Origin of the sequence: Lactobacillus sp. B3795 (assembly GCF_026535805.1) — a bacterium.
Taxonomy (GTDB): domain Bacteria; phylum Bacillota; class Bacilli; order Lactobacillales; family Lactobacillaceae; genus Apilactobacillus; species Apilactobacillus kunkeei_C.
Genome location: NZ_JAFNPE010000015.1, coordinates 236,907 through 258,464 on the forward strand (window position 1 = coordinate 236,907; position 21,558 = coordinate 258,464).

The 21,558-nt window shown below is 40.7% G+C and carries 23 protein-coding genes; 5 read left to right on the forward strand and 18 right to left on the reverse strand.

Going from position 1 to position 21,558, the window contains the following annotated elements:
* Positions 1–2: 2 nt before the first annotated feature.
* Together J3U50_RS07090 and J3U50_RS07095 are read left to right on the forward strand one after the other, a co-directional pair.
* A complete protein-coding gene (locus J3U50_RS07090; protein WP_053796163.1) occupies positions 3–893 on the forward strand; it encodes an ROK family protein in 891 nt (296 codons plus the stop codon).
* A 93-nt stretch (positions 894–986) separates the two neighbouring features.
* Positions 987–1,628, forward strand: a complete 642-nt coding sequence (locus tag J3U50_RS07095) for an HAD family hydrolase (RefSeq protein WP_301945949.1) — start codon at positions 987–989, stop codon at positions 1,626–1,628.
* A gap of 34 nt (positions 1,629–1,662) precedes the next feature.
* Here the strand turns inward: J3U50_RS07095 and J3U50_RS07100 are convergent, their stop codons facing one another.
* A complete protein-coding gene (locus tag J3U50_RS07100) occupies positions 1,663–1,854 on the reverse strand; it encodes a CsbD family protein (protein ID WP_054607791.1) in 192 nt (63 codons plus the stop codon).
* A gap of 170 nt (positions 1,855–2,024) precedes the next feature.
* On the opposite strand from J3U50_RS07100, the gene J3U50_RS07105 reads away from it, so the two are divergent.
* Positions 2,025–2,588 (forward strand): NAD(P)H-dependent oxidoreductase, encoded by a 564-nt coding sequence (locus tag J3U50_RS07105; protein ID WP_301945950.1) that lies wholly within the window; start codon positions 2,025–2,027, stop codon positions 2,586–2,588.
* Between the two features lie 18 nt (positions 2,589–2,606).
* Complete coding sequence (locus J3U50_RS07110) at positions 2,607–2,777, forward strand: hypothetical protein (RefSeq protein ID WP_301945951.1); 171 nt, start codon at positions 2,607–2,609, stop codon at positions 2,775–2,777.
* Positions 2,778–2,808: 31 nt separating this feature from the next.
* Here the strand turns inward: J3U50_RS07110 and J3U50_RS07115 are convergent, their stop codons facing one another.
* The 12 genes from J3U50_RS07115 to J3U50_RS07170 all read right to left on the reverse strand — a co-directional run bounded on the left by J3U50_RS07115 (position 2,809) and on the right by J3U50_RS07170 (position 14,812).
* Complete coding sequence (locus tag J3U50_RS07115) at positions 2,809–3,789, reverse strand: nitronate monooxygenase family protein (protein WP_301945952.1); 981 nt, start codon at positions 3,787–3,789, stop codon at positions 2,809–2,811.
* Positions 3,790–3,815: 26 nt separating this feature from the next.
* Positions 3,816–5,072, reverse strand: coding sequence for an NRAMP family divalent metal transporter (locus J3U50_RS07120; protein WP_237756969.1), 1,257 nt, complete (start codon positions 5,070–5,072; stop codon positions 3,816–3,818).
* Between the two features lie 64 nt (positions 5,073–5,136).
* Entirely contained in the window at positions 5,137–5,442 is a 306-nt protein-coding gene (locus tag J3U50_RS07125) for a metal-sulfur cluster assembly factor (RefSeq protein ID WP_053791358.1), read from the reverse strand.
* 9 nt (positions 5,443–5,451) lie between these two features.
* Positions 5,452–6,855, reverse strand: a complete 1,404-nt coding sequence (sufB, locus tag J3U50_RS07130; RefSeq protein ID WP_301945953.1) for a Fe-S cluster assembly protein SufB — start codon at positions 6,853–6,855, stop codon at positions 5,452–5,454.
* Positions 6,848–7,306, reverse strand: coding sequence for a Fe-S cluster assembly sulfur transfer protein SufU (gene sufU / locus J3U50_RS07135; RefSeq protein ID WP_053791356.1), 459 nt, complete (start codon positions 7,304–7,306; stop codon positions 6,848–6,850). Before sufU ends, sufB begins: the two co-directional genes overlap by 8 nt.
* Entirely contained in the window at positions 7,275–8,525 is a 1,251-nt protein-coding gene (locus J3U50_RS07140; RefSeq protein ID WP_301945954.1) for a cysteine desulfurase, read from the reverse strand. The genes sufU and J3U50_RS07140 overlap by 32 nt, the downstream gene beginning before the upstream one ends.
* Positions 8,518–9,801 (reverse strand): Fe-S cluster assembly protein SufD, encoded by a 1,284-nt coding sequence (gene sufD, locus J3U50_RS07145; protein ID WP_301945955.1) that lies wholly within the window; start codon positions 9,799–9,801, stop codon positions 8,518–8,520. Before sufD ends, J3U50_RS07140 begins: the two co-directional genes overlap by 8 nt.
* Before the next feature lie 20 nt (positions 9,802–9,821).
* On the reverse strand, positions 9,822–10,619 hold the full coding sequence (gene sufC, locus J3U50_RS07150) for a Fe-S cluster assembly ATPase SufC (RefSeq protein ID WP_054607785.1): 798 nt from the start codon (positions 10,617–10,619) through the stop codon (positions 9,822–9,824).
* A 17-nt stretch (positions 10,620–10,636) separates the two neighbouring features.
* Positions 10,637–11,221: a 3-isopropylmalate dehydratase small subunit gene (gene leuD, locus J3U50_RS07155; protein WP_053791353.1), complete on the reverse strand. Its 585-nt coding sequence runs from the start codon at positions 11,219–11,221 to the stop codon at positions 10,637–10,639.
* The gene (leuC, locus tag J3U50_RS07160; RefSeq protein WP_054607784.1) at positions 11,222–12,595 is read right to left on the reverse strand and encodes a 3-isopropylmalate dehydratase large subunit; all 1,374 of its coding nucleotides are present in this window, start codon (positions 12,593–12,595) and stop codon (positions 11,222–11,224) included.
* 14 nt (positions 12,596–12,609) lie between these two features.
* The gene (gene leuB / locus J3U50_RS07165; RefSeq protein WP_301945956.1) at positions 12,610–13,644 is read right to left on the reverse strand and encodes a 3-isopropylmalate dehydrogenase; all 1,035 of its coding nucleotides are present in this window, start codon (positions 13,642–13,644) and stop codon (positions 12,610–12,612) included.
* Positions 13,637–14,812: a 2-isopropylmalate synthase gene (locus J3U50_RS07170; protein WP_301945957.1), complete on the reverse strand. Its 1,176-nt coding sequence runs from the start codon at positions 14,810–14,812 to the stop codon at positions 13,637–13,639. The genes leuB and J3U50_RS07170 overlap by 8 nt, the downstream gene beginning before the upstream one ends.
* Positions 14,813–15,610: 798 nt before the next feature.
* Between J3U50_RS07170 and J3U50_RS07175 the strand changes: the two genes are divergently transcribed.
* Positions 15,611–16,906 (forward strand): MFS transporter, encoded by a 1,296-nt coding sequence (locus J3U50_RS07175; RefSeq protein ID WP_301945958.1) that lies wholly within the window; start codon positions 15,611–15,613, stop codon positions 16,904–16,906.
* A gap of 35 nt (positions 16,907–16,941) precedes the next feature.
* Here J3U50_RS07175 and J3U50_RS07180 read toward each other — a convergent pair whose 3' ends face one another.
* Genes J3U50_RS07180 through J3U50_RS07200 form a run of 5 tightly spaced genes read right to left on the reverse strand, consistent with a single transcriptional unit; the run spans position 16,942 to position 21,373 of the window.
* Positions 16,942–17,436, reverse strand: a complete 495-nt coding sequence (locus tag J3U50_RS07180; RefSeq protein WP_301945959.1) for a shikimate kinase — start codon at positions 17,434–17,436, stop codon at positions 16,942–16,944.
* An 11-nt stretch (positions 17,437–17,447) separates the two neighbouring features.
* Positions 17,448–18,737: a 3-phosphoshikimate 1-carboxyvinyltransferase gene (gene aroA, locus J3U50_RS07185; RefSeq protein WP_301945960.1), complete on the reverse strand. Its 1,290-nt coding sequence runs from the start codon at positions 18,735–18,737 to the stop codon at positions 17,448–17,450.
* An 11-nt stretch (positions 18,738–18,748) separates the two neighbouring features.
* Positions 18,749–19,915, reverse strand: coding sequence for a chorismate synthase (gene aroC / locus J3U50_RS07190; protein WP_301945961.1), 1,167 nt, complete (start codon positions 19,913–19,915; stop codon positions 18,749–18,751).
* 11 nt (positions 19,916–19,926) lie between these two features.
* Positions 19,927–20,166, reverse strand: a complete 240-nt coding sequence (locus J3U50_RS07195; protein ID WP_301945962.1) for a chorismate mutase — start codon at positions 20,164–20,166, stop codon at positions 19,927–19,929.
* Positions 20,167–20,170: 4 nt separating this feature from the next.
* Positions 20,171–21,373 carry an MFS transporter gene (locus tag J3U50_RS07200; protein WP_301945963.1) on the reverse strand — a complete coding sequence of 401 codons (1,203 nt, stop codon included), beginning with the start codon at positions 21,371–21,373 and terminating at the stop codon, positions 20,171–20,173.
* Positions 21,374–21,558 lie beyond the last annotated feature (185 nt).

Sequence of the window (21,558 nt, forward strand, 5' to 3'; positions counted from 1 at the left end):
ATATGTTATTAGGAAGTCTCTGTACCACTGATCACAACCAAATGGTTTGTGCTGTTGGTGACGGTAAGTGCAACATCTCAGACTGGATTGTAATTGATTTAACTGAACCTCAAGAAACTTTGAAAAAAGCTATCGACTACTTCAAAGGTTTTGACGATTTAGCAGCTATTGGTATCTCATCATTCGGTCCTTTGGAACTTCGTACTTACTCTTCTCAATACGGTTATATTAAAGAATCTTCCCGCCCTAACTGGCAAAATATTAACCTATTGGGTACATTCAAACATCATTTCAATATTCCAATCTCATTTACAACTGATGTTAACAGCCGTGCCTATGGAGAGTACATTAGCTCGATTCTAAAAGATGATCCTATCTTGAGTCTGGCATACATCACAATCAGTGATGGTGTCGGTGTCGGAATTGTAAACGATGGAAAGTTTGTTGGACACATGGGAAGCCCTGAAATTGGTCATATCATCCCCCAAAGAAACGTTAACGACCAAGACTTCAAGGGAACCTGTCCATATCAAGGTGACTGTTTAGAAGGACTTGTATCAACCAAGGCCATTGAAGCCAGAACTCACCAACGCCCACAAGAAATCTCAATGTTTAACCCCCTATGGGATACTGTGGCATTCTACATCGCACAATCCGTAATTCAAACCACTGTCTTCATCAGACCACAAAAGGTTATCTTAGGTGGTAGTATTTTAAACGAAATAGAATTAGGCAAGATTAAGGAACAATTCAAGAAGCTATTTGATGGCTACCTTGATGTTGGTGATATCGATCAATACATCACCCTTCCTAGTCAAGACGCTGACAAGTTATCAATCATTGGTAACCTTGCTTTAGCAAAACAACAATTCTACTCAGAAGACATTAGATAAATAAAAAAGACGCCGTAATGGCGTCTTTTTTATTGATATATTCATACTGTTATGCCAAAATATATGCAATCTTATGTTATGAGGAGATAGAATATGGATAATTTTATTTTTGATTTTGATGGTACACTAGCCAATTCCGGAAAAACAGGTGAATTAGCTACGAAATTAGCATTCAAGGAATTTGATTTAAAAGAACCAAGCTCCGATGATATTAACTACTATATGGGAATCCCAATTGAAGTGTCATTCAAAAAAATGGCACCAGATAAAAAGTTTTCAGACGCTGAATTTGAAAATTTATTATCTATATTCAGAAAGTGTTACAAGGATTTAGAAACGAGTAATCTTACTCTTTTTGACGGGATTTTTGATTCTTTAAAAGAACTACATCGTCAAAAAAGAAAACTCTTCGTTGTGTCCAGCAAGCACTCTACAGCATTAACTAGAAATTTGGAATCATTAAATATTAATCAATTTTTTGATGGTGTAATTGGATCCGATCAAGTTGAGCACTTCAAACCTGCTCCTGATGGTGTATTGGAAACACTAAGTAAATTTAATTTGTCACCTGATAAATCAATCATGATTGGAGATGCCATCTTTGATTTACAAATGGGTAAATCGGCTGGTGTCCATACTGCTGGTGTAATTTGGGGTGCCCATGATGTTGAAGCATTAAAACAAGAAAATCCAGACTATATTCTAAAATCTCCAAAAGAATTACTAGAATTATAAAAAAAGACGCCAAACGGCGCCTTTTTTATTATGTTTACTTGTTTTCGTTTTCACGTTGGCTACGACGTTCTTCTGACTTACGACGAGCTTCATCGAAGCTGTCCTTCGCCTTACCGAAGAAGTTTTGTGCCTTACCCTTTAATTCATCTAGCTTGCTACCGGTGGCCTTACCTTTTAGTTCGGTTGCTTTACCTACAATCTTGTCTTTTGTATTTTCCAAATTCATAATATCACCTCAAGATATAGATTGGATAAATTCCTTTATCTGCCCCTATCATAGAACATTTTTCGTGTAATAGTGGTAAAGATTTTACTAAGATTATGTTACAGTTTTGGAGTTGGTAAAGTTGTCCAATTAAAGATATAATAATGACAAATACTTCGGAGGCGATTAAAATGAAAATCCTAGTTATTCAAGGTCATCCAGATGGAAAGTCATTTTCACATGGCAACGCCATGAACTATGTAGAACATGCTAAATCCTTAGGTCACGAAGTTGAAGTAGTCGACTTGAGTGATGCTGATTTTGATCCCGTTTTACGTTACGGATACAGACAACACATGGAAGATGAGTCATTTCCAAATCACGTCCAAGAATTGGTAAAGAATGCTGACCATATCGCCTTCTTCTTTCCAATCTGGTGGTCAGCTGAACCTTCAGTATTGAAGGGACTATTCGATCGTGTCTTCACTCCTAAATTTGCCTACATCTACCACCCAAATGGAAAACATGAAAAGCTACTAACTGGTAAAACAGCTAGCGTCTTCACAACCAGTCATGGACCAGCATTTTTCTACAAGATGTTTGGTAACGTGTTATTTAGATGGAAGTACCTACTACTTGCCTACTGTGGTATCAAGGCTACTCACTGTTTTGATTTAGGAAACATGGAAGACAAAGTAGACACTCCTGAACGCCGTCAACAATATATTGAAAAGTGTGCCAACACAATTAAATAACTTCGGAGGTTTTCACCAATGAAAAACATCTATACAATCTTGATGATTGTCCTATTATTAATCAATTTAGCACTAATTAGTAACGATATCCTACCGCACACTCCTTCCGGTACTATCTTTCACATAATCATAATTATCGCTTTATTCACCACCGTTATTTTATGGATTAGAGATCGTCATAAAAAATAAAAAGGCTGCTCGCTTGAGCAGTCTTTTTTATTTAACTAATTCTTTCTCGCAAGTATTCACCAAATTCCGCAATAATCTCATCGACAGACACGCGCTTGGAGATGCTATCAATATGATTATTCACGGAGACGATTCCACCTTCAATATTTCCATCAAGCATCCCTGTCTTCATACCACAAAGCTTTTTAATCTCTGTGTTTACATCAATGGGATTACCCTTATCAACATAAATATTATGTAGTTGTTGAGCTTTTGATGTGTTAATTGAACGAAGTTTAGATGAAACACTAATCAAATCGCCTGATTTGGAGCTAATGATTAGGTCTTTAGCAGACTCTGAGATTGGTGATTCTTTGGTGGCAATGAATAATGTTCCCATGAACAAACCACCAATTTGATATGAACTAAGTGCATTAATATCATCGATGCTATTAATACCACCTGCCGCAAATAAAGGAACGTGGATGTGTGGAATCACTCGTTTGATGATTTCAGCTGTCGTTAATTGTTGTTGTGGAAGTGATCCACCGGCCTCACATCCGGTAGCCACTAAGATATCAGCGCCGTTTGCTTCTGCTTGCATCATGTTTTCAATAGTTGGGGTAATTGGACGGTGAATTATAATTCCGCCATGATGCTTAATTTCATCAAACACTATTTTATTCGGTACGCCAACCGTCACATAGTACTTGATGTCCTCCGCAAAAGAAACTTCCAACATTTTTTGCACGTAATCTGTAATGTCATCCATTGCATCATGCATAACAATGTTGATTGCAAATGATTTATCGGTTAGCTTCTTAGCTTTTTGAATCTCGATCTGCATCTTTCTAGCAGCATCTGAAGCGTTATCAGCTTTTTGGTGTTGACCTGCATTTGCGCCTAATACTCCTAGTCCACCAGCATTTGAAATTCTGCTGACAAAATCAGCGTTTGTGATCCACGACATTGGTCCTTGAATGATGGGATATTCTATATTTAGAATTTCCATCGCCTTTGTTTGCATACTCATATCTACTCATCTCCAAAACTCTCAATCTATAGACCGAAGACCGGTCCAACCATATATACTCCAAATCCCATTACGATTAGTGAAAAGGCAATCGTCAAAAACTTGTAGATGCCCTTCATTCTAAATTGTTTTGGTAGTGCTTTGCTTTCTAGAACTAGTAGGAAACCAAGTACGATTGGAATCATCAATGCATTTACTACTTCAACAGTAATCGCTGTAGAAACAAGATTCTTATTGAACAATACTAGCCCGGCACTGATCATTAGGGTAATGGCATACATTGTGTAAAAACCAATGTTGCTCTTATTCACCCTTTCATTCAAAGAATGGCGCCAGTTCAATACTTCGGTCATGCCCCATGTTCCGGCAAGTACAACGACGATTGCAGCTACTAGCGCTCCACCCAATATGCTGGAACCTAGTATCGCCTTTGCATTTTGAATGCCGATAAAGTTGCCCATCGAATATACCAAGTCACTGACTGTATCTTCACTGGCCTTCATGTGTGTTGTGAAGACGGTAGCAGCGAACAATACAACGAAACCAATCATGATGCCTTGGGTAATGAATGTTCCAACAAATGTGTCAGTTTGTTCTTTTTTAATCATGCTTGGTTTTAGGTGCTTGTCGACGACGGCACTTTGTTGATAGAAAATCATCCAGGGCATAATCACGGATCCAACGTTTGCAGCAATTAGATAAACGTAGGAAGAATCATGAATTGGAACTGATTGAATTCCTTGCATAAACGAACCCATATTAGGATGAACCATAAAGATTCCAATGATGAAGGTTAGTTCGAAAATGCCGAATAGAATCCCAATCTTTTCAACGCGACGATAGCTTCCAGCGAATCCGATTAGAATCAATACAGCGGTGCTCATTGGAACGGTGACGAATTTGGAGATTCCAAATAGTTCTCCGACACCGGCAATTCCAATGAACTCTGTCAACAATGCGCCAATACAGGAAATCATTAGTGTAATAGCTGAAATATAGGCCCAATATCTACCGAAATATTGTCTTATTAGTTCACCATGACCCTTCTTGGTGATGATCCCTAGTCTTACTGTGATTTCTTGAACCATGAAAAGAATCGGAATCAATGCAATCTGTGGTAATACCATGGCATAGCCATAGGTTGCTCCCGATTGTGCGGCAGTAATCAAACAACCAGCATCAGTGTCGGCTAGCATCACAATTAAACCTGGTCCCACCACCATCATCCATTTCTTTAGTTTATCCACCCAGCTGCTTGCCTTTACTGCAATGTTTGTATTCATTGCTTCACTAGTTACTGCACTTGCTCTCATACCACCACTTCCCTTCTATGGTCATTTTAAAAATTTAGTGTATTCCAAGTTGTAACCTTGCTTCCCTGGACATGTTATCTATGGTCCAGGCGGGTTCGAAGATTAGATTAACTTTGACGTCATCAATTTCTTCAAACCCAATTAGTTGTTCCTTAATTTGATCGAATAAATAATCACTTAATGGGCAGCCCATGATTGTTAATGTCATGGTGACCACGCATTGTTTATTGTCATCGACTTCGACTCGATAGATTAAACCCAAGTTCACGATATCGATATATAATTCGGGGTCGATGACGCTTTCTAAAGCATCAATGTATTTATTTCTTTTGATTTCCATTTGCTCCTCCTAACCGATTGAACCTTCCATTTCAAAACTAATTAGGCGGTTCAATTCAACAGCGTATTCCATTGGAAGTTCCTTGGTGAAAGGTTCAATGAAACTCATGATAATCATTTCAGTCGCCTTTTGTTCGGTAATTCCTCTAGACATCAAGTAGTACAATTGTTCTTCTGAAATCTTAGAAACCTTGGCTTCGTGTTCCATTGAAACGTCACTGTTATAAATTTCGTTATAAGGAATCGTGTCACTGGTTGATTTGTCATCCATGATGATGGTGTCACATTCAACGTGACAATGTGATCCAGCACTTTCCTTGGCAAAGCGAACCTTTCCTCTGTAATCAACAGAGCCACCATCTTTTGCGATGGACTTAGAAATGATTGATGAAGAAGTTTCCGGTGCGTTGTGAATCATTTGAGCTCCTGTATCTGAGCGAATGTTGTTACCAGCAACCGCAATTGATAGCATGGTTCCCTTAGCACCACGACCGTTTAGATATACTGATGGGTATTTCATAGTAACCTTTGATCCTAAGTTTCCATCAACCCATTCCATGACGGCATCTTCTAGTGCTTGGGCACGCTTGGTTTCAAGACTGTAAACATTGTTTGACCAGTTTTGAATTGTTGTGTATCGACAATATGCATGTGGTAATACGTTTACTTCCACCACGGCGGCGTGAAGACTGTCGGCATTATAGGTAGGTGCAGTACATCCTTCGACGTATTCCAGATGAGCGCCTTCATCAACGATGATTAATGTTCTTTCGAACTGACCTGACTTAGCAGCATTGATTCTAAAATAGGTTTGAATCGGTGCTGATACTGTGACTCCCTTTGGTACATAGATGAAGGTTCCACCTGACCAAACGGCTCCGTTTAATGCGGCAAACTTGTTGTTGGTTGGTTTGATTAACTTACCGAACCACTTCTTGAATAGCTCTGGATACTTCTGTAATGCGGTATCGGTGTCGGTGAAGATGACCCCTTGTTTGTCTAATTCATCCTTCATGTGATGGTAAACGGATTCTGATTCGTATTGAGCTGATGAACCAGCTAAGTACTTTCTTTCCGCTTCCGGAACCCCTAATCTATCGAATGTTTCCTTAATCTTATCTGGAACATCATCCCAATCACGGTACTTCTTATCGGTCTGCTTTTGGTAGTATTTCATGTGTTCCAAATCAAGACCGCTTAAGTCAGGGCCAAATGGTGGATCTTCTATTTTTAGATATGTTTGATAACACCTTAGGCGGTAATCTAACATCCATTCGGGCTCGTTTTTTTCTTTGGAAATCTGTCTGATAATATCTTCATTGATTCCTTCACCTGTTGAGAAGAATGGTTTGATATCATCATGGAAACCAAATTCATAATCTTTATCGGGTAGAACTTCAGCGATATCAGTCATATGAAATCACTCCTTTATAGTCATTAATTAGTTTGTCTGTGGCATGCCATCCTAATGTCGCGCATCGGATTCTGGTGGGAAACTTCGCCAAATCACTTAATAATCTGGCATCCCCCAGCATCTTCTTATCGTCATCATCGATGTCTTTTTTGATAATATTGTCGGAAAAGGCCTTGATGATTTTCTTGGCATCGTCGACGTTTTTTCCCTTAATCTCTTGAGACATGATGCTAGTCGAGGCTTTAGAAATGGTGCAGCCGACGCATGTGTACTTAATATCTTTAATCACGTCGTCTTCAATATTGACGAAAACCTTAATAATATCTCCGCAGCTAGGATTTCTTAGTTCAACGGAACCGGTGCAATTATCCAAAGAACCAAAGTTTCTAGGGTGCATTGAATGATCGAAGATAACGGATTTATATAATTGATTCATCCTGTCGATTCCCATTGGCAAAGAACTCCTTTACGTTGATTAAGGCTTCAATGAACCTTTTGACATCATCTTGATTGTTGTAGAAGTAAAAGCTAACTCGGACGGTGGATTCAACTTCCAAGTAGTCCATCAATGGTTGCGCGCAATGATGACCCGCTCTTACTTCGATTCCTTGTAAATCAAGGCCGGTTGCTACATCGTGGGGGTGAATTCCTTTGATGTTAAATGTGATAATGCCGTTATGATGTTTGAAATCATCTGATCCATAAATCGTGATTCCATCTATCTTTTGCATCTCTTGCATGCAGGACTGCGTTAGTTGTTCCTCGTACTCATGGATGTTGTCCATCCCGATTGAATTTAGGTAATCAATTGCTGTGCCTAAGGCAATCGCTCCGGCAATGTTGGGTGTCCCAGCTTCAAACTTATGTGGCACCGGTTGAAAAGTTGCGGATTGTCTTGAGACAATATCAATCATTTCACCGCCAAACTGAACTGGGTCCATCTCGTCTAAGACATCCATCTTGCCGTATAGGACACCAATGCCAGTTGGTGCTAACATCTTGTGTCCGGAGAATGCTAAGAAATCGCAATCAATATCGGTTACATCCACTGGCATGTGTGGTGCGGCTTGTGCTGCGTCGACTATCATCTTGGCGCCCACAGCATGGGCCATATTAGTAACCTCTTTAACTGGATTGGTGGCACCCATGACATTTGATACCATCGCCATCGATACGATTTTGGTCTTGTCAGTAATCTGACGTTTGGTATCGTGTAAGTCGATTTGGCCCTCATCATTGACCTGGACGTACTTTAATTTGGCTCCCGTACTTGCGGCAACCTGTTGCCATGGAATGATATTACTGTGGTGTTCGGCCACGCTGATGACGATTTCATCACCCGGCATCAATCTGTCCTTAGCGTATCCATTGGCAATCCAATTTAATGATTCAGTTGTTGATCTGGTAAAAACGATTTGGCGGTCTGATTCAGCATTGATGAACTTGGCGACTTTTCCTCTGGCTTGTTCATACTCATCGGTTGCTTGAACTGAGATACTGCTGACACCGCGATGTACATTGGCGTTAGTGTTGGTGTAATAATCAGTAATCTTGTCGATAACCACTTGGGGCTTTTGTGAGGTAGCGGCACTATCAAGATAGATCATCGGTGCGTCGTTAATGCGACGACTCAAGATTGGGAAATCTTCTCTTATTGAAGATTTATCCATTGGCTAGTTTTCCTTCAATGATATTAATCATTTGGTCCTTAATGGCTTCTGATGGAATGTGAGAAAGAATAATTCCTAGGAAACCTCTAATTACCAATTTCTTTGCTACCTCGGGTTTAATCCCGCGACTCATTAGATAGTACAATTGACGTTCATCAATCTTACCGATGCTGGCCTTGTGACCGGCAATTACGTCGTTTTCATCGATTAATAAGATTGGGTTAGCATCACCTGTCGCTTCATCTGATAACATCAAAACACTGTTTTCTTGTTGGTTGTTGGCACCATGAGCACCATGAGCAACCTTTCCGATTCCGTTAAACACAATCTTGGCACGATCTAAGATGGCACCACGTTGGCTAATTTCACCATCGGAATGTTTACCATAGTTAGTCACTCTGGTGTTGATACCTTGTTGTTGACGGCCATTAGCTAATGAAACGATTCTGGTATTACCCTTTGAACCTTCACCGTTTAAATCGGTGGAAACATCAGAAATGGTATTTCCATCATTGAATGATCCAATCATCCAGTTCATCTTGGCCTTTCTACCAACGTCTGAATGACGCATCACATAGGTGATATTTTGTTCACCCATTGCATCTAATGCGAAGAATTGAACGTTGCTATCGTCCTTGGCGTAGACATCGATGTTGACGTGTGAGACCTTCTTGTTACTTCCGACACTGACTAATTTTTGGACAACATCGAACTTACTATTCTGATCTCCGACAACGATTAATCTGCTAAAGGTAGACTTGGTTTGGTAATTATTTTCAATCATGTAGACACTGATGGGTTCCTTTAACTCAACATTCTTGGGTACATAGATGAAGATTCCATTATTAATCATGGAGCTTTCAAGGCAGCTTAAGCGGTTGTTTTGCATCGCTTCGTTCTTAGTGAAGTATTCTTGAACAATTTCTGGATACTTGCTAATCGCTGTCTTAAAGTCACAACAGATCACTTTGTTTTGAATCATTTCATCATTTGGGTGCATCCCAATCGTCTTGGTTCCCATAGTAGTAATGCTGTAGTTAGCGATTTCTTTTTCGATGTGATTATCAATCACCTGTTCTTGGTTCTTGTCATCGTTGTTAGTACTGATGAACTTCCAAGCGTGATAATCCATCTTATCAATTTGTGGTAACTGCTTAGTTGCCATCTTTTCAAAGGCGTCACGACGGAAATCAGTCATCCATTCTGGTTCTTGATCAAATGTTGAATCTTCGACCATTTCCGGACTCATTTGACGCATGAATTTATCTTTTATCATTGGCCAATCCCCCTTATTTATTAGACATCTTCATCGGTAAGATTAATGTCTAATCCAAGTTCGTCTCTAAGTGAGGCATATCCATTATTTTCTAGTTCGGCAGCTAAGCTAGAGTCACCGGTCTTAACGATTCGTCCGCCCATCATGACGTGAACGAAATCTGGTTTGATGTAGTTTAAGATTCTTTGGTAGTGGGTAATCATTAATGTTCCTAATTCCTTGTTATCCATGGAATTAACACCACGTGAGACAACTTGGAGTGCATCAATATCTAGTCCTGAATCGATTTCGTCTAAGATTGAAAACTTAGGTTTAATCATCATCATTTGTAAAATTTCGTTACGCTTCTTTTCACCACCGGAGAATCCTTCGTTTAAGTAACGATCCACCATTTCTTGGCTCATGTTTAAGATTTTCAAACTGTGGTCTAATTCATCGATGAATTCACCAACCGGCACTGGGTTGTCTTCACTTCTTCTGGCGTTGACCGCTGCTTGAATGAATTCCGCATTGGTAATTCCTTTGATTTCTGCCGGATATTGCATGGCTAAGAATAACCCAGCACGTGCTCTTTCATCCACGGTCTTATCTAAGATGCTTTCCCCATCGATTAAAATGTCCCCTTGGGTGATGGTGTAGTTGGAATTACCCATGATGGTTTCGGATAAAGTAGATTTACCGGTCCCATTGGGTCCCATGATGGCATGGGTTTCCCCGGTTCTAATGGTTAGGTTGACTCCCTTTAAAATCTCTTTGGATGTTTCTTCTTCCTCGTCAATGAAACTTACGTGTAAATCTTTTACTTCAAGTGTGGTCATAATAAACGCCTCCAATATTAGTTAAAGTCAGGAATGTGACTTTCGTATTCTTTAATTTCATCCATCATGTTCATCGTGATGGCGATATCATCTAATCCGTTCACTAGTTTGTATTTGATTCGTTCATCAATGTCGAAGAAAAATTCCTTGTCATTGATTTGAACCTTTTGATCGATTAAGTTAACGGTAATTTTTTGTTCTGGTGGAACGTTTGCTAAGTATTCGCGTTGGTCCTTAGGTAATTTAATAGCTAAGACCCCGTTCTTAGTACTATTCATATAGAAGATGTCACTGTATCCACCAGCGATGATGACCTTAAATCCGTAGTCCTTTAAAGCCCAAACAGCGTGTTCTCTAGATGAACCACAACCAAAGTTTTCACCGGTGACTAAAATTTGTGCACCCTGTCTTTCTGGTTTATTTAACACAAAGTCAGGATTAGGAACGTTGGGTTTTAAATAACGCCAATCGTATAATAAGTCCTTCCCAAAACCAGTCTTTAAGATGTTCTTTAGGAATTGCTTTGGAATAATTTGGTCAGTATCAATGTTGTCATTCATTAATGGCACTGATCTGGCTGAGAAAATTTTGATGGCATCCATCTAAATCGCTTCCTTTCTAATGTCGATAAAGTGACCGTGAATCGCTGCGGCAGCAACCATTGCGGGACTTGCCAAGTGGGTGATTGAACCAACACCTTGGCGTCCTTCAAAATTACGGTTCGAAGTCGATGCACAATGGATGCCGGCAGGAACATGGTCGGGGTTCATCCCTAGACAAGCCGAGCATCCTGGCTCACGCCATTCACAACCTGCATCCTTGAAGATTTTATCGATGCCTAACTTTTCAGCGGTTTCCTTAATCGTTCTAGATGCTGGAACCACCCAGGCGGTGATGCCTTCAGCGATATGGCGACCCTTTAAAATGCTGGCCGCAATCTTCAAATCGGATAATCTACCGTTGGTACAAGAACCAAAGAATATCCATTTCAAATCGACATCCTTAAGTGATTGACCAGGTTGTAAATGTACATAGTCGTAAGCCTTTTGATCATCTGCGTTCTTAATCTCAGGAGTGGTCTTATCAATTGGAATGGCCATTCCTGGGTTGGTTCCCCATGAGACAAATGGTGCTAACTTGGTAGCATCCAAGTCGATGATTTTATCGTATGCACTTTCGTCATCTGTGTAGAATTGCTTCCAGTGGGCAATCGCCTTTTCCATGTTCTTTGGTGCGTATTTACGACCGCGAACATATTCATATGTCTTTTCATCAGAAGCGACACATGCCATCTTGGCACCACCTTCGATGGCCATGTTACATAAAGTCATGCGTTCTTCCATTTCCATGTTTCTGATGGTGTCACCGTAGAATTCGGCACCGTATCCAGTTCCAAAGGCAACCCCTTCTCTGGCAATCACGCCCATAATGACATCCTTGGCATAGACACCCTTAGGTAACTTCCCGTGAACGCGAATCCCCATCTTCTTGGGCTTGTTTTGCCATAAAGTCTGGGTAGCTAAAACGTGTTCGACTTCACTGGTCCCAATCCCAAAAGCGATGGATCCAAATGAACCGTGGGTGGCAGTATGTGAATCACCACAGACAATTAACATTCCCGGTTGGGTTAATCCTAATTGTGGTCCAATTGCATGAATGATTCCTTGGTCAGCATGTCCCATGTCGGCAACGCGGACGCCAAAGTCCTTACAGTTTTGACCTAATGTTTCAATTTGTTTCTTTGAAATCATGTCCTTAACGTTGAAGATATCAACGGTTGGAACATTATGGTCCATGGTGGCAAATGTCTTATCGGTTCTTCTGACCGGACGGTTATTTTCCCTTAAACCTTCAAAGGCTTGGGGTGAGGTAACTTCATGAAGTAAGTGCAAATCTACGTATAATAATTGCGGTTCGCCCTCTTTTCCTTTAATCACGTGTTGATCCCAAATCTTGTCAATCATTGTTTTAGCCATTCTGATTCCCTCTTTCATATGTTATCGATGACTGCATCAGTAACCTGTTCTGTCTTGTAGTGTCCACCTAAGTCCGGTGTGACAGCGCCATCTGTAATCACTTGATTGATTGCTTGATAAATTTTTTGCGCTAAGTCGTTGCGGTTAAACGAGTTGGCTAACATCATTGCCACCGAATTAATCATTGAAAATGGATTAGCAACGCCTAATCCGGCAATGTCTGGTGCTGAACCATGAATTGGTTCGTATAAGGCCGGACCGCCATCCCCGATACTCATTGATGGAATCGTTCCTAACGATCCGGTAATTTGTGCTGCCTCATCACTTAAGATGTCACCGAATAAGTTCTCGGTTAAGATGACATCGAATTGACCAGGGTTACTGATAATCTTCATCGAAGCAGCATCGACGTAGCAGTAGTCTAATGTCACATCCGGGTAATCCTTGGCAACCTCTGCGACAACTTCTCGCCAGAACTTGGAAGTATCTAAGACGTTTGATTTATCAACTAACGTCACGTGATGGCGTCTTCTTTCCGCCATATCAAACGCGATTTTGGTAACTCGTTTGATCTCTTCTCTGGTGTAATACATCGTATCTAAGGCTTGGAAGTCGTCCTTATGACGAGGAGTGCCGAAGTAAATCCCACTGGTTAATTCCCTGACAATAACGAAGTCGACATCATTTGCATTCTTAATTGGTGAATATTGCGTCATCGCTTCAGAAATGTTGGTAGGTCGGATGTTGCTATATAAGTTCAGCTTTGATCGAATCTGTAACAATCCTTGTTCCGGTCTTTTTTCAGCGTGGTCCCATTTTGGTCCGCCAATCGCTGATAGTAGGACGGCATCACTTGATTGGCATTTTTCGATTGTCTTGGGCGGCAGTGGATCACCGCATTCATCGATTGCTTCGCCACCAAAAGGGGCTTCAACAATCTGATAATCGAATCCATATTTATTAGCAATGGCTTCTAAGACTTTTAGTCCGGCATTCATAATTTCAGGGCCAATGTAGTCACCCTTTAGTACTGTAATCTGATTAGGCATGAGACATCACTCCTACTCTTTTCATAATTATTTTTAGGTCGTTGTCGTCAATAATTGCTTTATGGTCGGCAACACTTTTGAAGACTGGAAAAATCTTCTTCATTTCTTCTTTTGAAACATCGAAACCGATATTTTGTAATTCTTGCATGACCGCGTGTGAACCAGATAGTTTACCTAAAACGATATGGGTCGCATCCATTCCAACTGATTGTGGAGTTAGGATTTCGTAGGTGCTGCGATTCTTTAACATCCCGTCTTGGTGGATTCCCGATTCATGTGAGAATGCATTGTTTCCAATCACCGCTTTATTGTTTGGAATCGCCATCTTAGTAAATTCACTGATCATATCTGCAGTTTTTTTGGTTTCTTTTAAATTAATGTTAGTGGTGAAATGGTAGTAATCATTTCTGACCATGAATGCCGCTGCAACTTCTTCTAAGGCTGTGTTTCCAGCGCGTTCACCAATTCCATTGACGGTTCCTTCAATTCTTGAGGCACCGTGTTGGACTCCGGCGATTGCGTTTGCGACCGACATTCCTAAATCATCATGACAATGTACGGAGAAGACTACGTCGTCAAAACGTTCAACGTTTGCTCTTAAGTAATCGAATAACTGGCCAAACTCGATTGGATTGGTATATCCAACGGTGTCTGCAATGTTGATAACACTTGCGCCAGCATCGATAGCTGTATTGATTGCTTCTACTAAGTAGTCAGGTTCAGTTCTGGTTGCATCTTCAGGTGAGAATTGAACGATGTCGAAGAATTGTCTAGCGTAGCTGACCCACTTATGGATGGCAGCTAAGTTTTCTTCTTTGGTCATGTTCAATTTGTATTCACGGTGAATTGGGCTAGTACCGATAAAGACATGGATTTGCTTGTGCTTAGCATTCTTGGTCGCTTCCACACATGCATCGATGTCGCCTTGTTTGGCTCTGGCTAAACCAGTGACGCAAACTCGATCAACACTCTCCGCTACTGCCTTCACGGCTTTAAAGTCATCCTTTGAAGCGACTGGAAAACCAGCTTCAATAACGTCGACTCCCCATTTTTCCATTTGTTGAGCAATCTTTACTTTTTGATCAATTGAAAAGTTAACTCCAATGGTTTGTTCACCGTCTCTTAGTGATGTATCAAAAATCTGAATCTTCTTATCCTCTTTTGTCATAACAATTCCTCCATTTCATCTATAAATAAAAAACGTCCTAACTATCCCAAACCATTTAAATGGTCAGAATAGAAAGGACGCCTAACGTGGTACCACCTTTATTCGCTGATTACTCACATAACCAGCCTCATTGAGTACTTTCTCGAATTCACATTCACCAGATTTATACTCAGACATTGATAATGGTAGTCGCACCAGAATTTCTCGAAAAAAATTCATCATAATATCGACTTTTCGATTTAAGTTAATGCATTGTCACACCAACCAATGCTCTCTTTGAAAAACTTAAGTCTGATTTCTCGGTAAATTAGATCACATATTTTAGAATGCTCTTCGGCGTTATCAATTTATCATGATTTCAAAATGATAATGATTATTGTTTGTGCCTCTGAGATTGTGAATAGAATAACACCCCGAGAAAACTTTAAAAGTCATACTAGATATAATAGTACAAGTTGTAAAAGAATTTGAATCCTATTAAATCAACGTTTGTAGCAGGTCAATGATCAAAAATACCTCTTATATTAAACTTTCTAATGGTAGAATAAGCAAATTTTATATCCCTTCGCTTTTCACAAACTTTCATTTTATAGACATGCTGTCTAAAAGCTGTTTTAACACTGATTTCACGCCCTTTTTCGTTTTATTTATAATGGTTACAAACAAATAATTCACATAATATATGATGATTTTGATTTGAAATAAAAAAATTCGAGGAATATACTCAGTCTGAAATTATGAATGGTCATGGATAAATGGGATAAATCCAACATTTTTTATCAAGAAAGGATAATGCTTATGATCAATATGATTGATAGCCAGAATAATCTTGGCGAAAGAATGGACTCTGCAAAAGAATCACCTTTGTTTTTTAAGGTGTTTAGTTTAATCGGAGTCGGCCTACTGCTGGATAGCTCAGACGTTTATATGGCAAGCAATGTTAACTCATCAATTGTTGCCACCCACTTTGCTAGCCTGACACAGGGTTCAATGTTCTTATCTGCCGGATTTTTTGGTTTATTTATCGGATCAATTATTACTGGATTTATCGGTGATTACTTTGGTAGACGCAGTGCATTTCAATGGAATCTATTAATCTTTGGGTTCGCAACATTAATTGATGCCTTCTCTCCTAACATCTATTTCCTAATCTTTATGCGCTTCATTGCTGCAATCGGATTAGGTGCCGAAGTTGTTACCGGGTTTGCGATGGTCAGCGAATTTGCTCCCGTTAAAAACAGAGGTAAATGGAGTGGCTTTGCCTCAGTGATTGCCAACCTGGGGGCACCTTTTGGTTTCTTCTTGTCTACTATTTTGATAAGTCGATTCGGTTGGCGCTCAATGTTCATCGTTTTAGGTGTATTCGCGCTAATTGTTTGGTTCATGCGTCGTAATCTACCAGAATCACCACGTTGGCTAATCAGTCATCATGATGACAAGAAAGCAAACGTCATTATCAACCAACTAGAAAAGAATGGCCACTATGATAAGAACCAAATGAAGAAAAACGACAACGGTCACATCAGTCGCTTCAAAGGTACCATCATCGCTACTGTCGGTGTGTCCGCTACTTTGCTTTGCCAATACATGTTCACATCATGGGTACCAACCTTGTTATTGAGTCGTGGACTAAACATCGTTCACTCAATGTGGTTCTCCACCATCATGATGACAGGTGCTCCCCTTGGTGCATTGATGGGAGTAATCCTAGTCGATGTGATTGGTAGAAAGAAAACCATCGTTCCTTCTTTTGTACTTATTGCGGTTGCCGGAATTATGTATGCTTTTGAAACTACTAGTACCGGTATTTTGATCAATGGTTTTGTACTAACCATGCTTATGTACCTATCAATGGCCAGCAACATCTCCGTATATGCTCCCGAACTATTTACCACTGACTTTCGATTCAGAGGAAATGGCTATGCAAACGGTGTTGCTAAACTATTGACGACACTTTCCCCTTACTTTGTTCTTTGGATTATTAAGGCTCATGGGGTTACATCCCTATTCATCGCTATCTCTGCGATTGCCATCTTTGCTTCACTATTCATCGCGATTTTTGGTCCAGAAACAAAGAAAACATCAATTCAATAACAAAATAAAAAGGCTGCTCGTTTGAGCAGTCTTTTTTATTTGCTTAGGATATTTAGTATTTCGTCTGCCACCTCTAAAGGTGTCTTGTCATCGGTAAAAATGGTGTGGTCGGATAGCTCGCTGTAGATGACGTCTCGTTCATGCTTCAACTCGATAATCCCATTTAACCCGTGCTTATCTACTAGTGGACGGCCCTCGTTTTCACTTAGCCGGCGTTGGATGGTCTCGTCTTTGGCATCCAATAGAAAAACTGGTAAATCCATGTTCTTAATGACATCGACATTGTAGATTGGCGTACCTCCACCAGTCGCTAAGATGCCGTTTAGACTAACCGATTGTTTTAAAACCTCAGTCTCAACTTCTCGAAACTTTTCTTCACTATTGTCTTCGAAGAAGTCGCTAATCGATTGGCCAATGTGGTCGACAATCAGACTATCCAAGTCCATGAAATTCACGTTTAACTTCTCGGCTAATAACTGGGTGACGGTGGTCTTACCACTGCCCATGAATCCAATAATAATTGCGTCCATCCCGACACCTCCTAGTCTGATAAATTTTGTAAGTGGTCGAAGAATTGTGGGTAGGAAATGCTAATCGCATCTTCGCCATTCAATTGCACGTCAGTGTCCAATAGCAGTGCTGCCACCGCCAAAGTCATCCCGATTCGATGATCGCCGTGGCTATCCAATGATGCATCGACTACCTGCCAATCCTTGGAACCATCGATTGAAAAACCATCGGGTAATTCTTCAATGTGAATACCGATTTTTTGGAGTTCTGCTACAACCGTCTTGATACGGTCGGTTTCTTTAAAACGCAGTTCCTCGGCACCGGTGATGGTGCTATGACCATTAGATCTAGCAGCCAATAAGGCCACCAAGGGTAACTCATCAATCATCAATGGGATGCTTTCTTCATTCAATTTGATTGGTTTTAAATCCGGTGTGTATGTCACTTCAATGTCGGCGGTTGGTTCACTTCCGTTGGTTTGATTAAGTAGTTTGATGTTAGCACCCATTTTGATTAATACGTCTAAAATCCCAGTTCTAGTGGGATTAATGCCGACGTTTTTCAACACAATGTGTGAGTTTGGTACCAATGTGGCGGCGACCAAGAAGAATGCGGCTGATGAGATATCGCCAGGAACATTGAATTCCTGTGCGGTTAATTTAGGTTGGTGATGAACAGTAATTTCATTGCCGTGTCTTTCAATCACACTATCACCAAACTGATTCAGCATCGTTTCGGTGTGATCTCTGGTCACCTGTGGTTCGATAATGACACTGTCCTCATCGGCATTTAAAGCAGCCAGGATAATCGCACTTTTGACCTGCGCACTCGCCATTGGTAATTCGTATTTCACCGCCTTGATATTCCCAGGATTAATGGTCATTGGTAAGTGCCCGTCGGTAGTTTCAATTGAGGCACCCATCATTGATAACGGTTCACTCACGCGTTTCATTGGTCGTTTGGATAATGAGTCATCACCAATCAATTCTGTGGTGAACTTTTGGGCGGCCAATAGGCCTGATAGTAAACGGGTGGTGGTTCCGGAGTTCCCCATTTCTAACTTAGTTTGCGGTGCTTGTAATCCATTCAAACCGATTCTAGTTACGGTTAGTTCATCCCCAGCTAAATCAATCTTGACGCCCATTTCACGGAAGGCGTTGATGGTGGAGATACAGTCGTCGGAAGCTAGAAAGTGATGAATGTGACTGGTGCCCTCACTGATGGAAGACAGGATGACACTGCGGTGAGAAATGCTTTTGTCACCTGGAACTGCTAGGTCGCCATGCAAACCAGTATTCTGATCTACTACTAATTTTTTCATCGCTTTTCCTCCTAGAATTCATTAATTTCTTGTCTGTAATCCTTTAGTTGTCTGGTTAATCTTTCCATGTTGCTGCCGTCGAAAGTTTCAGTGATGATGTTGGCAATTTCAATCGCAATTACACTTTCAATCACGATGGAAGCCGGCACAATCGCCGTTACGTCTGAACGTTCGATGTTGGCCTTGCTGACTTCCTTGCTGTTAACGTCAACACTCTTTAAAGGTTTGTATAGTGTTGGAATTGGCTTCATTGCGGCTTGGACAATAATTGGCATTCCGTTGGTCATTCCACCTTCGAACCCACCAAGATTGTCGGAGTCTCTAAACCAACCCTTTTCTTCGTTCCAGTCGATTGGATCCATTACCTGACTACCAAACTTGGTAGCCGCTGCGAATCCTTCACCGATTTCGACACCCTTCATGGCATTCACACCCATTGCGGCGAAAGCTAGACGGGCATCGAATTTTTGATTCCATCCAGTGTAGCTACCCAAACTGGCAGGGACGTTTTCAGCAACGACCTTGATAATTCCACCCAGGGTATCACCATCACGTTTGGTTTGATCAATCATGGCGTGGACTTCATCGACCTTGTCTTCATTTAAAACGCGTAGGTCATTGTTCTTAATCTTGTCTTCGATTTCTGAAACCGGTAGTAAGTGGTCAACGTCGGCGTTAACTTGGCCAATTTGTTTGACGTAGCCGACAATGTTGATGCCTAATTGTTCTAGTAGTTGTTTGCAGATGGCACCGATGGCCACACGCATGGCGGTCTCTCTGGCGGATGAACGTTCCAAAACGTTTCTAAAATCGCGGTGGTTGTACTTCATCCCACCGACTAGGTCGGCATGACCAGGACGGGGACGAGTCACCTTTCTGACTGAGTTTTCCGCGGTTTCTTCTGCGGTTGGGTCCATGATTTCATTCCAGTGTTTGTGGTCTCTGTTCATCACGGTCAATGAAATGGGTGAACCCAAGGTAATCTTGTGGCGAACCCCACCGGTAATTTGAACAACATCGTGTTCTATGGCCTGGCGGTTACCACGACCGTAGCCACCTTGGCGTTTGGCTAGTTGATCGTTAATCGCGTCGATATCTAGTTTTAATCCTGCTGGAACACCTTCTAAGATTCCAGTTAATTGCGGTCCGTGTGATTCTCCTGCTGTGATAAAGTTCATAGTTGATTCTCCTATTCGATGTTTTTAGCTTGTTGCATGATTTCTTCAAAGACGATTTTGATTTCTTCGCCGTACTTTGTTGCGGTGGCTTCAATTCCCGCTAGAACCTCTTGTTCTCTTTTTTCGTCTAAGATTGGGAGATTGTTTGCACGCTTAATCTCGCCAACCTTCTTACATAGTTCAAAGCGTTGTTCTAACAACTTGATAATCTCGTTATCAATGTCGGTAATTTGTTTTCTGATTTCTTGCATGGCCCTACTCCTTATTGGATTTCATAATTATCATTACTAAAATCACGAAGACTGAGCTGATTAGTGAGATTAGGATGCTGAAGTTAAATGCTAGACCGATGCCCTTAGTTGATAGTAAACCAGTTACCAATGGGACGGTTAGTGAAGCGATACTACCGAAGAAGTAGAAGATTCCGGTGATGGCGCCTCTGTGCTTAGGGAATAGTTTCATGAAGATTGTTAGACCAGTTTGCATTACCCCTCCAGCTGCTGAGAAGCCAAATACTAGACTGGCCGCTTCAACGACTAGCGGTGTTGTTGCTAGGTTAATCACGACAAGTGCCAATAATGCGGTTAGGTTCAAGATAACGACTAGTAGTTCTTCACATGATTTTTGTTTCAAAATAAATGAAATTACTAACACCCCGGTAATTGATCCGATACTGTACAAGGAAAGTAGGAAGTGTGAGGTAATCGCACTTAGGTGAAGCACCTTTAGGCCGTACAAAGTAATCCATTGGGTGAAGATAAGCATTAAGGCCATTGAAGTGTATCCGTATACTAGTAATCCGATAGTGGCAAAAATCTTCTTTACCTTGCTGATGGATGAACTAATCATTTCCATGCTGTCGTTAATTTGTTGAATGTCTGGGAACTTGATACTTAGGATGTTGAATAAGTTCAAAATCAAGATGGTCGCAGGAAGAATGAATGAAATTCCAAACCATAAATGTCTGCTATCTAGGAAAAAGACTAGTAGTGGTAGGATGAAATCCCCCGCTGACATGAAGGCCTTGATTAACACTGTCGACTTACCTGAACCATTGTTAATTTCAACCAAAGTGGTGTAGGTTCCAGCATCCAATGCTGAGTTCCCAACACCTGCCAAGATTGCTAATATGTACGCGAATACAATGTTGCTAGCAAATGGCATCGCAGATAGGAAGATGATGTATAAAATCATGCCAATTAATACGAATGTCTTTCTGTTTAGTCGATCGGATAGGATTCCTGTGATTGGGTATGCAATCAGACGGCCAATTCCGATACCGGAAATTACGTATGACACGACTGCGATGGAAGTTGACCAGCTATGTGCCAGTGACAACATGTTTTGCATCAAGATTACCAATACCATGCCATGCACGAAGTAATTGATGAATAACGCTAAAGATAATCTCTTCTTACTTGTAATATGAATATTGTGATCCTCATTAATCATTTCCATGTTTAATTCCCCCTGAAGTAAAAAAACGCCGACTAGACAAAATCTAGTCGACGTTTTCTAAAAGAATATAATTTATGGTTATACCTTCGACTAGATTTTTTAGTTAATCATCTAATCGAACGGTTAGTATTCGGGCGAACTCCCACTTAACAGCAACTCGATTAGACTTTACAGGTATCTAATCG

Excerpts from the sequence above, each read along its gene's own strand:
- J3U50_RS07120 (WP_237756969.1), bottom strand. The coding sequence starts at position 5,072 with ATGAATACAAACATTGCAGTAAAGGCAAGCAGCTGGGTGGATAAACTA.
- J3U50_RS07175 (WP_301945958.1), top strand. The coding sequence starts at position 15,611 with ATGATCAATATGATTGATAGCCAGAATAATCTTGGCGAAAGAATGGAC.
- aroA (WP_301945960.1), bottom strand. The coding sequence starts at position 18,737 with ATGAAAAAATTAGTAGTAGATCAGAATACTGGTTTGCATGGCGACCTA.
- sufC (WP_054607785.1), bottom strand. The coding sequence starts at position 10,619 with ATGACCACACTTGAAGTAAAAGATTTACACGTAAGTTTCATTGACGAG.
- J3U50_RS07100 (WP_054607791.1), bottom strand. The coding sequence starts at position 1,854 with ATGAATTTGGAAAATACAAAAGACAAGATTGTAGGTAAAGCAACCGAA.
- sufD (WP_301945955.1), bottom strand. The coding sequence starts at position 9,801 with ATGATAAAAGATAAATTCATGCGTCAAATGAGTCCGGAAATGGTCGAA.
- leuC (WP_054607784.1), bottom strand. The coding sequence starts at position 12,595 with ATGGCTAAAACAATGATTGACAAGATTTGGGATCAACACGTGATTAAA.
- J3U50_RS07110 (WP_301945951.1), top strand. The coding sequence starts at position 2,607 with ATGAAAAACATCTATACAATCTTGATGATTGTCCTATTATTAATCAAT.
- leuB (WP_301945956.1), bottom strand. The coding sequence starts at position 13,644 with ATGCCTAATCAGATTACAGTACTAAAGGGTGACTACATTGGCCCTGAA.
- J3U50_RS07095 (WP_301945949.1), top strand. The coding sequence starts at position 987 with ATGGATAATTTTATTTTTGATTTTGATGGTACACTAGCCAATTCCGGA.
- leuD (WP_053791353.1), bottom strand. The coding sequence starts at position 11,221 with ATGGATGCCATCAAAATTTTCTCAGCCAGATCAGTGCCATTAATGAAT.
- aroC (WP_301945961.1), bottom strand. The coding sequence starts at position 19,915 with ATGAACTTTATCACAGCAGGAGAATCACACGGACCGCAATTAACTGGA.
- J3U50_RS07180 (WP_301945959.1), bottom strand. The coding sequence starts at position 17,436 with ATGGACGCAATTATTATTGGATTCATGGGCAGTGGTAAGACCACCGTC.
- J3U50_RS07105 (WP_301945950.1), top strand. The coding sequence starts at position 2,025 with ATGAAAATCCTAGTTATTCAAGGTCATCCAGATGGAAAGTCATTTTCA.
- J3U50_RS07200 (WP_301945963.1), bottom strand. The coding sequence starts at position 21,373 with ATGGAAATGATTAATGAGGATCACAATATTCATATTACAAGTAAGAAG.
- J3U50_RS07195 (WP_301945962.1), bottom strand. The coding sequence starts at position 20,166 with ATGCAAGAAATCAGAAAACAAATTACCGACATTGATAACGAGATTATC.
- J3U50_RS07125 (WP_053791358.1), bottom strand. The coding sequence starts at position 5,442 with ATGGAAATCAAAAGAAATAAATACATTGATGCTTTAGAAAGCGTCATC.
- sufB (WP_301945953.1), bottom strand. The coding sequence starts at position 6,855 with ATGACTGATATCGCTGAAGTTCTACCCGATAAAGATTATGAATTTGGT.
- J3U50_RS07170 (WP_301945957.1), bottom strand. The coding sequence starts at position 14,812 with ATGACAAAAGAGGATAAGAAGATTCAGATTTTTGATACATCACTAAGA.
- J3U50_RS07140 (WP_301945954.1), bottom strand. The coding sequence starts at position 8,525 with ATGGATAAATCTTCAATAAGAGAAGATTTCCCAATCTTGAGTCGTCGC.
- J3U50_RS07090 (WP_053796163.1), top strand. The coding sequence starts at position 3 with ATGTTATTAGGAAGTCTCTGTACCACTGATCACAACCAAATGGTTTGT.
- sufU (WP_053791356.1), bottom strand. The coding sequence starts at position 7,306 with ATGGGAATCGACAGGATGAATCAATTATATAAATCCGTTATCTTCGAT.
- J3U50_RS07115 (WP_301945952.1), bottom strand. The coding sequence starts at position 3,789 with ATGAGTATGCAAACAAAGGCGATGGAAATTCTAAATATAGAATATCCC.